The 13,394-nt window shown below is 70.3% G+C and carries 13 protein-coding genes; 12 read left to right on the forward strand and 1 reads right to left on the reverse strand.

What is annotated here, in order from left to right:
- Positions 1-70: 70 nt before the first annotated feature.
- Positions 71-1,834 carry a hypothetical protein gene (locus ACGFIS_RS07090; RefSeq protein ID WP_392908978.1) on the reverse strand — a complete coding sequence of 588 codons (1,764 nt, stop codon included), beginning with the start codon at positions 1,832-1,834 and terminating at the stop codon, positions 71-73.
- A 386-nt stretch (positions 1,835-2,220) separates the two neighbouring features.
- Here ACGFIS_RS07090 and pip point away from each other — a divergent pair, with 386 nt between their 5' ends.
- The 12 genes from pip (at position 2,221) to ACGFIS_RS07150 (ending at position 13,277) form a co-directional block, all read left to right on the forward strand.
- A complete protein-coding gene (gene pip / locus ACGFIS_RS07095; protein WP_392908982.1) occupies positions 2,221-3,186 on the forward strand; it encodes a prolyl aminopeptidase in 966 nt (321 codons plus the stop codon).
- 617 nt (positions 3,187-3,803) lie between these two features.
- Complete coding sequence (gene ectA, locus ACGFIS_RS07100) at positions 3,804-4,352, forward strand: diaminobutyrate acetyltransferase (protein WP_392908984.1); 549 nt, start codon at positions 3,804-3,806, stop codon at positions 4,350-4,352.
- Positions 4,353-4,403: 51 nt separating this feature from the next.
- Positions 4,404-5,666: a diaminobutyrate--2-oxoglutarate transaminase gene (gene ectB, locus ACGFIS_RS07105; protein WP_392908986.1), complete on the forward strand. Its 1,263-nt coding sequence runs from the start codon at positions 4,404-4,406 to the stop codon at positions 5,664-5,666.
- A 98-nt stretch (positions 5,667-5,764) separates the two neighbouring features.
- Positions 5,765-6,160 carry an ectoine synthase gene (locus ACGFIS_RS07110; RefSeq protein WP_392908988.1) on the forward strand — a complete coding sequence of 132 codons (396 nt, stop codon included), beginning with the start codon at positions 5,765-5,767 and terminating at the stop codon, positions 6,158-6,160.
- Positions 6,157-7,065: an ectoine hydroxylase gene (gene thpD, locus ACGFIS_RS07115; RefSeq protein WP_392908990.1), complete on the forward strand. Its 909-nt coding sequence runs from the start codon at positions 6,157-6,159 to the stop codon at positions 7,063-7,065. Before ACGFIS_RS07110 ends, thpD begins: the two co-directional genes overlap by 4 nt.
- Positions 7,066-7,168: 103 nt before the next feature.
- Positions 7,169-8,065 (forward strand): ectoine/hydroxyectoine ABC transporter substrate-binding protein EhuB, encoded by an 897-nt coding sequence (gene ehuB, locus ACGFIS_RS07120; protein ID WP_392969937.1) that lies wholly within the window; start codon positions 7,169-7,171, stop codon positions 8,063-8,065.
- A gap of 6 nt (positions 8,066-8,071) precedes the next feature.
- Complete coding sequence (gene ehuC / locus ACGFIS_RS07125; RefSeq protein WP_392908994.1) at positions 8,072-8,788, forward strand: ectoine/hydroxyectoine ABC transporter permease subunit EhuC; 717 nt, start codon at positions 8,072-8,074, stop codon at positions 8,786-8,788.
- Positions 8,788-9,441 carry an ectoine/hydroxyectoine ABC transporter permease subunit EhuD gene (ehuD, locus tag ACGFIS_RS07130; RefSeq protein ID WP_392908996.1) on the forward strand — a complete coding sequence of 218 codons (654 nt, stop codon included), beginning with the start codon at positions 8,788-8,790 and terminating at the stop codon, positions 9,439-9,441. The genes ehuC and ehuD overlap by 1 nt, the downstream gene beginning before the upstream one ends.
- The gene (gene ehuA, locus ACGFIS_RS07135) at positions 9,428-10,366 is read left to right on the forward strand and encodes an ectoine/hydroxyectoine ABC transporter ATP-binding protein EhuA (RefSeq protein ID WP_392908998.1); all 939 of its coding nucleotides are present in this window, start codon (positions 9,428-9,430) and stop codon (positions 10,364-10,366) included. Before ehuD ends, ehuA begins: the two co-directional genes overlap by 14 nt.
- Before the next feature lie 192 nt (positions 10,367-10,558).
- On the forward strand, positions 10,559-11,725 hold the full coding sequence (locus ACGFIS_RS07140; protein ID WP_392909001.1) for a thiolase family protein: 1,167 nt from the start codon (positions 10,559-10,561) through the stop codon (positions 11,723-11,725).
- Positions 11,722-12,105 carry a Zn-ribbon domain-containing OB-fold protein gene (locus ACGFIS_RS07145; protein ID WP_392909003.1) on the forward strand — a complete coding sequence of 128 codons (384 nt, stop codon included), beginning with the start codon at positions 11,722-11,724 and terminating at the stop codon, positions 12,103-12,105. Before ACGFIS_RS07140 ends, ACGFIS_RS07145 begins: the two co-directional genes overlap by 4 nt.
- 35 nt (positions 12,106-12,140) lie before the next feature.
- On the forward strand, positions 12,141-13,277 hold the full coding sequence (locus tag ACGFIS_RS07150; RefSeq protein ID WP_392909005.1) for an NAD(P)H-dependent flavin oxidoreductase: 1,137 nt from the start codon (positions 12,141-12,143) through the stop codon (positions 13,275-13,277).
- Positions 13,278-13,394 lie beyond the last annotated feature (117 nt).

Raw genomic sequence — 13,394 nt, forward strand, 5'->3', positions numbered from 1 at the left:
ACCGTGTCCGCCCAGGGGACACCCCCCGGACCCCGCGTGCCCGGGTCCGGGGGCCCGCGTCGAGGCGCCGCTAGAGGCGCGGGGTGGCGGCGGTGGGCATGATGGTGCGGAGCTGGCGGGTGAGCTCGTCGATCAGGGAGCGGGCCTGGTCCGCGGCGGTGCGGGCGGCGTCGCGCTCCTGGGACAGCTCGGCGATCTGCGCGCGCTGCTCGGTGACGGCCTGCGCGAGCTGGTCGACCCACTGGTCGCGCTCGGCGAGCTTCTCGGCGACGGCGTCGCGCTCCGCGGCCATCTGCCGCATGCCCGCCACGGCCTTGTCACGCTCGCGCCCGGCCTGGTCGGCCCGGCCGCGGGCCAGGGTGAGCTCGGACTCGGCACGCGCCTGGGCCTGGACGGCGGCCTCGCGGGCCCGTTCGGCCGACTCCCTGCCCTTGGCGCTGCCGTCACGTTCGCGCTCGGCCTTCTTGGCGGCCTCAAGCGACTGCGCAGCCGTGTCGAGGGCCTGCTGGCGCTCGGCCTCGGCGGCCTCGGCCCGTCCGGCGGCCTCCTGGATGCGCCGCTCGGCCTCCTGCGCCCGGCGCTCGGAGTCCAGCGCGCGGCGCTCGTTCTCCTGGGCGCGGCGCTCGGCGACCTCGGCGCGGCGGCGGGACTCATCGGTCTCGTTGCCGGCCGCGACGATGGCGTGCTGCAGGTTCTGCGCGGTCATCTCGGCGTCGGTGACCTTGGCGCGCAGCGCCGACAGCTCGGCGTGCGCGGCCTCCAGGCCCCGCGACAGCTCCGCGGCCTGCTCGGCGACGCGGTCGCGCTCGGCCTCGGCGGAGCGGCGTCCGGCGACGGCGTCCTCGACGGCGCGGAGAGCGTCGTCGCGGGCCTCGCTCATGGCGTCGCGCTGCTGGATCGCCTGGCGGACGGTGGCCTCGGCCTCGGCGACCCGGCGTTCGGCCTGCTCGACCTGGGCCTGCACCTGCTCCATCTGCGCGCGGGTCTGCTCGGCCTGCGCGCGCGCCTGGTCGGCCTGGATGCGCGCCTGCTCGGCCTGGTTGCGCGCCTGGTCGGCCTGGGCGCGTCCCTGCTGGGCCTGGTTCCAGGCGGCGGCCGCGTCCCGCTGCGCGTTCTCCTTCTCGGTCTGCAACGCGGCGATCTGGGTGACGGCCTCGTTCTGGACCTCGGCGACACGGCGGTCGACGTCGGCGTACTGCCGCTCGGCCTCGACCGCGCGGCGGTCGGCCTGCTCGGCCTGCCCGCGGGCGCGCTGCACCTCGCCCCACGCGGCGGCGGCGTCGCGCTGCGCGGCCTCCTTCTCGGCTTGGACGGCCGCGACCTGCGAGGAGACCTCGTTCTGGGCGTCGCCGAGGCGCCGCTCGGCCTCCACGGCGCGCCGCTCGGACTGCTCGGCCTGCCCGCGGGCGCGCTGCACCTCGCCCCACGCGGCGGCGGCGTCGCGCTGCGCGGCCTCCCGCTCGGCCGCGATGGCCGCGACCTGCGAGGCGATCTCGCTCTGCACCTCGTTGACCTTGCGCTCCCCGGCGGCGAGCGCGTCGCCGATGAGGTCGGCCATCTGGCGGAGCCGCTCCACCATGTCCCAGGGCTGGGCCTCGGGCTGCCCCGGCTCGGGCCGCACCATCTCACCGGTGCGGCCGTGCCGGCCCTGACCGGCCTGGGGCGGCTGCTGCGCGGCCGGGACGGGCAGCGCGGGCTTGGACATCTGGATCGGCTGCTGGGCGGCCGGAACCGGCGCCTCGGGCGTCCGGTTGGGGTCGCGCCCCATGGCGGTCCAGGGGGACCCCGCGTCCGGGACTCCGCGGGAACCGCCCGATCCGTTCAGCTCACTCACTGCTCTCCTCGCCTCACGGCTCGGTGCCACGTGAACGCCATGGCGCTGATCATCGTGGTCGCGGCCCTGCCCGCCTGGCGGCCCGTCATCTCGCTCACGTGTCTCCTCGCCTGGCGGCGCCCGGCCGCGTTCGCGGGGGTCTGTGTGCACATTTCGTTCGCTCCGCTACCGGCCCTGAGCCTCGTCGCTTCGCATCACTGAAGGCACTCTAGTCCCGACCAGCGGAACCTTTGCCCAGTTTGGGGTTTACTTTCTTGATCCTCGCAATGTATCCGCGCACGCAGGACGCCTGGTCGCGCCCTGTTCACGGCCTGCACACGACAGTCTGACGGGTGCCGCGGGTCACATCCGGTGGAACGGCGGAACGGGTGGGACAATCGCACCCCATGGAGCTTCGCACCCTTTATCCGCCCGTCGAGCCGCACGAGTCCGGGATCCTCGACGTAGGCGACGGCAACCGCATCTACTGGGAGGTCTGCGGCAATCCGGACGGCAAGCCGGCGGTGATGCTGCACGGCGGGCCGGGCGCCGGGTGCAGCCCGGAGCACCGCCGGCAGTTCGACCCGGACGCGTACCGGATCGTCCTGTTCGACCAGCGCAACTGCGGTCGGAGCCTGCCGCACGCGAGTGACCCGGCGGTGTCGCTGGAGGCGAACACCACCTGGAACCTGGTCGCCGACATGGAGAGGCTGCGCGAGCACCTGGGCATCGAGCGCTGGCTGGTGTTCGGCGGGAGCTGGGGCAGCGCGCTGTCGCTGGCGTACGCGCAGACCCATCCGGAGCGGGTGACGGAGCTGGTGCTGCGCGGCATCTTCACGCTGCGGCCGTTCGAGCTGTACTGGTTCTACCAGGAGGGCGCGTCGCTGCTGTTCCCCGATCTGTGGGAGAAGTACGTCGAGCCGATCCCCGAGGACGAGCGGGAGGACCTCATCTCCGCGTTCAGCGAGCGGCTCGCCTCCCCGGACCGGGACGTGCGCGTCGCCGCGGCCAAGGCGTGGTCGACCTGGGAGGGCTCGACGATCACGCTGCGACCGGACCCGGAGGTGGCCGGCGAGTTCGGCGAGCCCGACTACGCGGTGGCGTTCGCCCGCATCGAGAACCACTACTTCGTCAACGAGGGGTTCCTCGAGGACGAGCAGCTGATCCGCGGCGTGGACGGGATCCGCCACATCCCGGCCGTGATCGTGCAGGGCCGCTACGACGTGTGCACCCCGGTCGCCACGGCCTGGGATCTGCACCGCGCGTGGCCCGAGGCGGAGTTCCACATCGTCGACGACGCCGGCCACGCCTACAGCGAGCCGGGCATCCTGCACCGGCTGATCGAGGCGACGGACCGGTTCGCCGGACGCTGAGCGAAACCCGGTGCAACGCGCCGTTCGCAGAAGGGCTCGATAAATCGGACGCGTCGAAATGTTGTGATCGGCGAGTCCGGAATCCCGGCCGGGGACGGCGTTCGAACCATGCCCCGGCCGGGCGCATTTAAGACCGAAATCCCTCGATATCTTACCTCTGAGCTATCAGAGCCTTACCGTTCGGTCACTGAACCTGCCCCTTGAAGGTCAGTAGGGGCGGCCTCTCAGAGTCCGCGTCAACGCCTTGCCCCACACCCGCCCCAGGATGCCCGCGACCGGACGACCTCGCTCGATGCGACGTGACGTCCACCGCACCCCGGGCGTTGTCATCGAATTTGAGTGACTTACCTCACACAACCGATACACAAAACCCCTCCCGAGGCCACGACAAAACATTAAGGTGGCGTTCAGGAAGCGTCCTGGCGCCGCCGCCCGCCCGAGTGGCAGTACCTCCTGCGTAGCACGGGGAAAAGCGGATGGCCGCATGCGCGGGCCCGCACTTAATTGCACCGAATTCGACAAAGCCTAATATCTTACCCAGTGCCGCAGGTCGCTAAACATCTCGCAGATAACATTCCTCTGCGATCACGATGCGAGATTCGCTAAGTTGCCTGGACATGGCAGCGCAACCCCTGGAATCACCGACCCGACGCCCCGACGCGAACGAGACGAACGCGGACGTGCAACTCCAGGAGCCGAGCCTCGCCGACGGCCCAGAGCTTTGGCGGATGGCCCGGGACTCACGCGTCCTGGACGTCAACTCGCCGTACAGCTACACGCTTTGGTGCCGCGATTTCCCGGACACTTCAGTGGTGGCGCGCGACGCCGGCGCCCCCTGCGGTTTCATCACCGGCTACGTCCGCCCGTCCCGGCCCGACACGTTCTTCGTATGGCAGGTCGCCGTCGACCACGACCACCGCGGCCAGGGCCTGGCCCGCCGCATGCTCGACGACCTCGCCGACCGGCTCGTCCCCCGCGGCCACCGGTTCATGGAGGCCACGGTCACGCCGGACAACACCGCCTCCACCGCGATGTTCGAGTCGTTCGCCCGGGACCGCGGGTGCGAGCTCGCCCGCAGCCCGCTGTTCGGCGCGGAGCACTTCCCCGAGGGGGGACACGAGCCCGAGGTGCTCTTCCGGATCGGCCCGATCACCGACGCGAACTGATCCACCCCACTCCCCCGTCCGCTCCCCCACACAACCTGCCTGGAGGCAGACATGGACGTTTTCGCCCGCCTGGAATCGGAAGTCCGCGGCTACTGCCGAGGCTGGCCCACGGTGTTCACGACCGCGCAGGGCAGCCACATGACCGATGAGGACGGGAAAACATACCTCGATTTCTTCGCCGGCGCCGGAACTCTCAACTACGGGCACAACAACCCGCAGCTGAAACGCCGGCTGATGGACTATCTCGCGAGCGACGCGATCGTGCACAGCCTGGACATGTACACCTCGGCCAAACGGGAGTTCCTGGAACGGTTCAACGAGTACGTGCTCCAGCCGCGGGCGCTCGACTACAAAATCCAGTTCCCCGGCCCGGCGGGCAACAACTCGGTCGAGGCCGCGCTGAAACTCGCCCGCAAGTACACCGGCCGTGAGACGGTCGTCAGCTTCACCAACGCCTTCCACGGCATGACGCTCGGCGCGCTCGCCGTCACGGGGAATTCGATGAAGCGCACCGGGGCCGGCGTACCGCTCGGGCACGGCGTCGCGATGCCCTACGACAACTACCTCGACGGCAGGACGCCCGACTTCCTGCTGTTCGAGACGATGCTGGAGGACAGCGGCAGCGGCCTCGACAAGCCCGCCGCCGTCATCGTGGAGACCGTGCAGGGCGAGGGCGGCATCAACGTCGCCACCGCCGAGTGGCTGCGGGGCCTGCAGGACCTGTGCCGCCGGCAGGACATCCTGCTCATCGTCGACGACGTGCAGATGGGCTGCGGCCGCACCGGGTCCTTCTTCAGCTTCGACGAGGCCGGGATCACCCCGGACATCGTCTGCCTGTCCAAGTCGCTCAGCGGCTACGGGCTGCCGTTCGCGGTCACGCTCATGAAGCGGGAGCTGGACGTGTGGGAGCCGGGCGAGCACAACGGCACCTTCCGCGGGTTCAACCCCGCGTTCGTCACCGCCGTCGCCGCGCTGGAGGACTACTGGACCGGCGACGACATGGAGAAGCAGACCCTCGCCAAGGGCCAGCAGGTCCAGACCGCGCTGGAGTCGATCGCGCAGGCGCACGCCGGCGCCGTCGACTCCGTCCGCGGCCGCGGCCTGGCGTGGGGCCTGGTGATGAACGACGCCGAGATGGCGCCGCGGGTGTGCACCGAGGCGTTCGAGCGGGGGCTGCTGATGGAGACCTCCGGCCCGGAGGGCGAGGTGGTCAAGCTGCTGCCGCCGCTCACCACGACCGAGGCCGAACTGGCCCAGGGCCTGGAGATCATCGCGGACTCGCTGGAGGCCGTCCGCCAGAAGGTCGCCGTCTGAGAACGAGCCGGCCACGACGCACGGCTCGAGCGAACACCGTCCGCTGCCGCCGGGCCCGCCGCGGGCCCGGCCCGGGCACAGCTGGAAAGAGGAGATTCATGATCGTTCGTTCCCTTGACGAGATCATCGGCACCGAGCGCGACGTGCAGGCACCGACGTGGTGCAGCCGCCGGTTCGTGCTCGCCAAGGAGGGCGTCGGCTTCTCGATGCACGAGACGATCCTGTACGCGGGATCCGAGACCAGGATGTGGTACGCGAACCACGTCGAGGCGGTCTACTGCATCGAGGGCCAGGGAGAGCTGACCAACGACGAGACGGGCGAGAAGCACAAGATCGAGCCGGGCGTGATGTACCTGCTGGACCAGCACGAGCACCACACCCTGCGGGCTCACACGGACGTGCGGACCGTCTGCGTGTTCAACCCGCCGGTCACCGGCCGGGAGGTCCATGACGAGAACGGTGTGTACCCGCTGCTGACTGAGGAGGACGCATGAGCATCATCGAGTCCCATCCGACCATCGACGACGCCTATCCCACCCGCAAGGGCGTCGAGGCGGCGCTGCTGTACCGGCAGGACCCTGTCGTGTACGGCGCCCCGGAGGACGGGCCGATCGACGGTGCGACGCTCGACTCGTTCGAGGCCGACGGATTCCTGTCCGTCGACCAGCTCATCTCCCCGGAGGAGGTCGAGGACTACCGCGCCGAGCTGCGCCGGCTGTCCGCGGACCCGCGGATCCTGGCCGACGAGCGCACGGTGACCGAGCGGGGCTCGGACGAGGTCCGCTCGATCTTCGAGATCCACAAGATCAGCGAGGTCTTCGACCGGCTGGTCCGCGACCCCCGCGTCGTCGGCCGGGCACGGCAGCTCCTCGGGTCCGAGGTCTACGTCCACCAGAGCCGGGTCAACTCCAAGCCGGGGTTCAGCGGCAAGGAGTTCTACTGGCACTCGGACTTCGAGACCTGGCACGCCGAGGACGGCATGCCCCGGATGCGCGCGGTGAGCATATCCATCGCGCTGACGGAGAATTTCGTGCACAATGGCGGGCTAATGATTATGCCTGGCTCGCACAAGACCTTCGTGGCCTGTGTCGGGGAGACCCCGGACGACCACTACAAGGAGTCCCTGCGCGGACAGGAGATCGGGACGCCCGATCCCAACAGCTTGTCGATCCTTGCCGAAAAACACGGGATCGAGCTGTTCACAGGGTCGGCGGGCTCTGCGACCATGTTCGACTGCAACTGCATGCACGGCTCGAACGGCAACATCACGCCGTTCCCGCGCTCCAACGTGTTCATCGTCTTCAACAGCGTCGAGAACACCTGCGTCGAGCCGTTCTCGGCACCCGCACCGCGTCCGGAGTTCATCGGTGCCCGCGACTTCACACCCGTGGGCGGCTGAATGAACACAACAATTCGATAACCCCGACCCATCCTGCTCCCGCGCCCGCGGGGGGCCGCTGCGGCTCCCCGCGGGCGCGGGAGCACACCCATCCAGGAGTTCGATGATGACTTCCTCGAGACGTGACTTCCTGCGCACCGCCGTGCTGCTGTCCGCCGCGGTACCGCTGGCCGCGGCGGGCTGCTCCACGACGGATCCGGAGGAGGAGCTCGCCGGCGGCGGGACGCTGGAGAAGGCCAAGAGCGCCGGCTCGATCACCGTCGGCTTCGCCAACGAGGCGCCGTACGGCTACACCGACAAGTCCGGCAAGCTGACCGGTGAGGCGCCCGAGCTGGCGCGCGTCATCTTCAAGAAGCTCGGGATCGACGAGGTCAAGGGCGTCCAGGTGGACTTCGCCGGCCTGATCGCCGGGCTCAACGCCAGGCGGTTCGACACGATCGCCGCCGGCATGTTCATCACTCCGGAGCGCTGCGCCTCCGCGGCGTTCGCCAATCCCGAGTACGTGGCCAAGAGCGCGTTCATGGTCAAGGAGGGCAACCCCGAGGGCCTGAAGACCGCCGAGGACCCGGGCAAGAAGGGCGTCAAGGTCGGCGTGCTCACGGGCGCCGTCGAGGCCGGCTACGCCGAGAGCACCGGGGTCAAGAAGGACGACATCAAGACCTTCGCCGACCAGGCCAGCGCCTACGAGGGCCTCAAGGCCGGCCGCATCGACTGCATCTGGCTGACCCGCATCTCCCTGGCCGACCTGCTGGCCAAGCACGAGGGCGAGGGCTACGAGGTGACCGAGGCGTTCACGCCGGTCATCGACGGCAAGGAGCAGCTCGGCGCCGGCGCGTTCGCGTTCCGCAAGGCCGACGCGGACCTGCTGAAGGCCTGGAACGACGAGCTCGCGAAGCTGAAGCAGTCGAACGGGCTTCTGCCGGTCCTGCAGCCGTTCGGGTTCACCCAGGCGGAGATGCCCGGGCCGGACGACACCGCCGCGAAGTTCTGCAAGGGCTGATCCCGGGTGACGGACGTCCTCGAGAGCTACCCCCAGTGGCTCGATGGCGCGTGGCTCACCTTCCGGCTCACCGTGTTCGGCGGCGCGCTCGCGCTGGTGCTCGCTTTGATCTTCGGTCTCGCGGGCGCCTCGCGGCACGCCGGGGTACGCGTCCTGAACAGGGTGTACGTGGAGTTCTTCCGCGGTAACGCGACCCTGGTGCTGCTGTTCTGGTTCTTCTACGCGCTGCCCCTGATCGGGCTGCGGTTCACCACGATCGTGGCGGCCGTGCTGGCACTCGGCCTGAACATCGGCGCCTACGGCGCCGAGGTGGTCCGCGGCTCGATCAAGGCGGTGCCGAAGGCCCAGTACGAGGCGACGGTGGCGCTGAACTTCACGCCGTTCCAGCGGATGCGGCGGGTCCTGCTGCCGCAGGCCTTCGCGCTGATGCTGCCGCCGTTCGGCAACCTGATCATCGAGCTGATGAAGGGGACGGCCATCGTGTCCCTGGTCGGCCTGGTCGACCTGACCCGCGTCTCGAAGAACATCCAGGGCAGCAGCGGGGAGACCATCGCGGCCTTCTCGGTGGCCCTGATCCTCTACTTCGTGATCGCGCAGGTGCTGCAGCTGTTCGTCCGCTACGCCGAGCGGCGCGTGGACCGGATGCTGGGCCGCAGGCTTCCCAGTGAACCGTCGCTCGGCACGATCGCGGCCGGTGCTCCCGGAGCGGGGGTGGCGGGCTGATGAACTGGAACTGGGAATACGCAAGCGAGATCCTGCCCGATCTGCTGGACGGGCTGCGCTACACCGTCATCGCGACGCTGGTCGGCTACGTGCTCGCCCTGGTCCTGGGCCTGGTGTGGACGCTGCTGCGCCGCACGCCGTACACGGCCGTCAACCAGACGGTCCGGTGGGTCACGGAGTTCATCAGGTCGACGCCGCTGATCCCGCAGCTGTACTTCGTCTTCTTCGTCCTGCCCGCCTGGGGCATCACGATCGGGCCGTTGACGGCGGGCATCATCACGCTCGGCGTCCACTACTCGACCTACACGGCGGAGGTGTACCGGGCCGGAATCGCCGACGTCCCGAAGGGGCAGTGGGAGGCGTGCACGGCCATCAACCTGCCGAAGTCGCGGGTGTGGCTGGACGTGATCCTGCCGCAGGCGGTCCGCCGCGTGATCCCGACGCTCGGCAACTACCTGATCGCGATGTTCAAGGACTCGCCGATGCTGTTCGCGATCAACGTCGCGGAACTGCTCTTCGCCGCCAACAAGGTGGGGTCGGTGAACGGCCAGTTCCTGGAGCCGATGACGATGGTCGGCCTGTTGTTCGTCGTGGTCAGCGTCATATCCTCGATACTGGTCCGCCGCTTGGAGAGGCGCTATGCCACCAACTGACACCACACCCGAAGCCCCGACGCCCCAGGACCCGGAGGGCGGCCCGACGCCGCAGGACGCAGCGGCGGGCGAGAGCGTTCCGACGGACAAGGGCGTCTCCGCGCAGAAGACCGACGCGAAGAAGGGCGAGCCCGCCGCGGAGCTTCCGCACGGCAGCGCACCGGGCATCCGCTTCGAGAAGGTGGTCAAGCGGTTCGGCAGCAACGTCGTGCTCCGCGAACTCGACTTCACCGTGGAGCCCGGCGAGCGGGTGACGCTCATCGGGCCGAGCGGGTCGGGCAAGACCACCATCCTGCGGCTCCTGATGACGCTGGAGACCCTGAACGAGGGCGTCATCTGGATCGGCGACGAGACGCTGTGGCACATGGAGCGGGGCGGCAAGCGCGTCCCGGCCAGCCAGCGGCACCTGCACGAGATGCGCAAGCAGGTCGGCATGGTGTTCCAGCAGTTCAACCTGTTCCCCAACATGAACGTGCTGCGCAACCTCACCGAGGGGCCGGTGCGGGTGCTGGGGGTGTCCAAGGACGAGGCGTTCGAACGCGCCAGGGACCTGCTGGAGCTGGTCGGCCTCGCCGACAAGATCAACGCCCACCCGACGCAGTTGTCGGGCGGGCAGCAGCAGCGGGTGGCGATCGCCCGGGCGCTCGCCATGCAGCCCCGGGTACTGCTGCTGGACGAGGTCACTTCGGCCCTGGACCCCGAACTCGTCGTCGGAGTCCAGGACCTGCTGCGCGACATCGCGAGGCAGAGCGACCTGACCATGCTGTGCGTCACTCACGAGATGGCCTTCGCCAAGGACATCTCCGACCGGGTCCTGATGTTCGACCAGGGCCAGATCGTCGAGGAGGGTCCCCCGGACCAGATCTTCGGCGAGCCGACCGAGCAGCGCACCCGGGACTTCCTGCAGGCGGTCCTCGCTTCTTGACCGAACGGCCTCCGGCCGGCCTCCCGCAGGCAGCCCGTCGCCCGCGTCCCCGTCGCCCCGGGGACGCGGGCGGCTCTCGTTCCGGGACGGTTCCACGGGCGCGCCGCCCTCCGTGATCAACCCGCCCTGGAGAGCACCGAACGTCATTCGGTACCGTGGCGGGATGAATCGTGGAGGGGCGAGGTTGCGTTGATGGGCACATCGATCGTGGGGCTCGGGATGACCGAGCTCGGCAAGGTCTACGGGCGCAGCCCGCGGCGGCTGGCCGCCGACGCGGTGCGGCTCGCCGTGGCCGACGCGGGGCTGACGCTCGGCGACCTGGACGGGCTGCTGGTCAGCCACGGGCTGGGCGGCTCCCCCGGCATCGAGCTGGCGGGCACGCTCGGGCTCCGCGACCTGCGGCTGCTCTCGCTGATGAACGCGTTCGGAGCGACCGCCGGCGCGATGCTGGCGCACGCGGCGATGTCGGTGCTGAGCGGCTCGGCGACCACCGTCGCCTGCGTGTTCGCCGACGCGCCGCTGAAGCCGCAGAAGCCGGCCGGTTCGGCGTACGACCGCGACGCCCGCGAATGGTACGGGTTCGGCGGGATGACGGCGGCGCTCGGGCTGCGCAGCGTCAACTCGTTCTACGCCCTCGCCGCCCAGCGGCACATGACCCGCTACGGCACCACCGGCGAGCAGCTCGGCGCGATCGCCGTCTCGACCCGCGAGTGGGCCTCGCGCAACCCGCTCGCCCAGATGCGCGAGCCGATCACCCTGGCCGACCACCAGGAGTCCCGCTGGGTGTCGGAGCCGCTGCACCTGCTGGACTGCTGCCTGGTCTCCAACGGCGCGATCGCCGTCGTGGTCACGAGCGCCGACCGGGCCCGCGACCTGGCCCGGCCGCCCGTCCACCTGTGGGGCTGGGGACAGGGGCATCCGGGGCACCGCAAGGAGCGCGGCAGCGAGTTCGGCCTGACGACCGGTGCGGTCTCCTCCGGAGCGACGGCGATGAAGATGGCGGGGATCACCCCGTCCGACGTCGACGTGTGCGAGCTGTACGACTGCTACACCTACACGGTCCTGGTGTCGCTGGAGGACTACGGGTTCTGCGCCAAGGGCGAGGGCGGCGCGTTCGCCGCGTCGGGCGCGCTCGGCCCCGGCGGGTCGCTGCCGACCAACACCGGCGGCGGCCAGCTCTCGGCGTACTACATGTGGGGCATGACGCCGCTGTCGGAGGCCGTGATCCAGGCGCGCGGGGACGGCGGCGAGCGGCAGGCCCCGTCCAATGACGTGATCCTGGTCAGCGGGAACGGCGGCATCCTCGACCACCACTCCACGCTCATCGTCAGCCCGCACGAGAAGGGGGCCCGGGCATGAACATCGGTGTTCTGCGGCGGGACGGCCGCACCGACCCGTTCTTCGACGGCACCGCCGCCGGGAGGCTCGTCATCAGGCGCTGCGAGGCGTGCGACCGCTGGTTCGCCCCGGATGAGGCCGGCTGCCCCGGCTGCGGGAACGAGGACCTCGGCTGGGCCGAGGCGAGCGGCGAGGCGACTCTGGTGACCTGGACCGTCACCCATGCGCGGAACGCCGATCAGCCCCCCGCCCACCTCGCGCTGGTCGAGCTGGTGGAGGGCCCCTGGCTGCACGCCCGCCTGGACGGCGTCGACCCCGCGTCCCTGCGCGAGGGCCTCCCCCTCCGGGCGGCGTTCGTGCACCCGGACGAGGGCGAGTCGTACGTCCTGTTCCGCCACTAGACCGAATGCCATTCGGTCCGTTAGCGTCTGGGGTCATGAACACCGAGGTCTGCGCACGGTTCGGCATAGAGTTCCCGCTGTTCGCCTTCAGTCACTGCCGCGACGTCGTCGCCGCCGTGACCAACGCGGGCGGCTTCGGCGTCCTCGGGGCGGTCGCCTACAGCCCCGACCGCCTCGAAGAGGAACTGCGCTGGATCGACGACCACGTGAACGGCCGCCCCTACGGCGTGGACGTCCTGGTCCCCGGCAAGATCGACAAGGCGGCGGAGGGCGGCGGCGGCCTCGACGCCATGCTCGCCGCGATCCCCGACGAGCACTGGAACTTCCTCACCGGCCTCTTCGCCAAGTACGACGTCCCGCTGCCGGACTTCGAGCAGGCCAAGCGGTCCAACGCGCGCGGCGGCGCGCAGGTCACCAAGGAGGGCGCGACCGAGCTGATCGACGTGTCACTCGCCCACCCCATCGGCCTCATCGCCAGCGCCCTCGGCACCCCTCCCCCGCTCATGGTGGAGAAGGCGAAGGCCGCCGGTATCCCCGTCGCCGCCCTCGTCGGCACGTCCGAGCACGCCCGCCGCCAGGTCGCCGCCGGCGTCGACCTGATCGTCGCGCAGGGCGGCGAGGCCGGCGGGCACACCGGCGAGATCTCCACGATGGTCCTCGTCCCCGAGGTGGTCGACACCGTCGCCCCGGTGCCCGTCCTCGCCGCGGGCGGCATCGCCACGGGACGCCAGATGGCCGCCGCCCTCGCCCTCGGCGCGTCCGGCGTCTGGTGCGGCTCGGTCTGGCTCACCACCGAGGAGGCGGAAACCTCCGGTCCGGTGAAGGAGAAGATGCTCGCGGCCACGTCCCGCGACACGATCCGCTCCCGGTCCCGCACCGGCAAGCCCGCCCGCCAGCTCCGCTCCGCCTGGACGGAGGAGTGGGAGGGCCCCGCGAGCCCCGGCCCCCTCGGCATGCCCCTCCAGATGATCGTCGCCGAGGGCGCCATGCGGCAGATCACCAAGATCGCCGAGTCCGGCAACCCGGGCGCCCGGCAGCTCGCCAACTACTTCGTCGGCCAGTGCGTCGGCCTCATGAACACCGTGAAGCCCGCCCGCCAGGTCGTCTACGACATGGTCGAGGACTTCGCCGGCGCCGTGGAGCGCCTCAACGCCATCACCGGCGAAGACTGACTCATCGCAGCGGGGCGGGCCGGGAAACCGCATCCACACGGAGGCAAGTTGGGGAGTGCCGCCGCGGATTCGTCCAGTGTGGGAGCCTTCGATGATGGTCGACTCGGCCGCGCGGGG

It is taken from the genome of Spirillospora sp. NPDC048824 (assembly GCF_043198455.1).
Taxonomy (GTDB): Bacteria; Actinomycetota; Actinomycetes; order Streptosporangiales; family Streptosporangiaceae; genus Spirillospora.

What these genes read in the sequence shown, in the direction of transcription:
- pip (WP_392908982.1), top strand. Translation starts at nt 2,221, where the DNA reads ATGGAGCTTCGCACCCTTTATCCGCCCGTCGAGCCGCACGAGTCCGGG.
- ectA (WP_392908984.1), top strand. Translation starts at nt 3,804, where the DNA reads ATGGCAGCGCAACCCCTGGAATCACCGACCCGACGCCCCGACGCGAAC.
- ectB (WP_392908986.1), top strand. Translation starts at nt 4,404, where the DNA reads ATGGACGTTTTCGCCCGCCTGGAATCGGAAGTCCGCGGCTACTGCCGA.
- ACGFIS_RS07110 (WP_392908988.1), top strand. Translation starts at nt 5,765, where the DNA reads ATGATCGTTCGTTCCCTTGACGAGATCATCGGCACCGAGCGCGACGTG.
- thpD (WP_392908990.1), top strand. Translation starts at nt 6,157, where the DNA reads ATGAGCATCATCGAGTCCCATCCGACCATCGACGACGCCTATCCCACC.
- ehuB (WP_392969937.1), top strand. Translation starts at nt 7,169, where the DNA reads ATGATGACTTCCTCGAGACGTGACTTCCTGCGCACCGCCGTGCTGCTG.
- ehuD (WP_392908996.1), top strand. Translation starts at nt 8,788, where the DNA reads ATGAACTGGAACTGGGAATACGCAAGCGAGATCCTGCCCGATCTGCTG.
- ehuA (WP_392908998.1), top strand. Translation starts at nt 9,428, where the DNA reads ATGCCACCAACTGACACCACACCCGAAGCCCCGACGCCCCAGGACCCG.
- ACGFIS_RS07140 (WP_392909001.1), top strand. Translation starts at nt 10,559, where the DNA reads ATGGGCACATCGATCGTGGGGCTCGGGATGACCGAGCTCGGCAAGGTC.
- ACGFIS_RS07145 (WP_392909003.1), top strand. Translation starts at nt 11,722, where the DNA reads ATGAACATCGGTGTTCTGCGGCGGGACGGCCGCACCGACCCGTTCTTC.
- ACGFIS_RS07150 (WP_392909005.1), top strand. Translation starts at nt 12,141, where the DNA reads ATGAACACCGAGGTCTGCGCACGGTTCGGCATAGAGTTCCCGCTGTTC.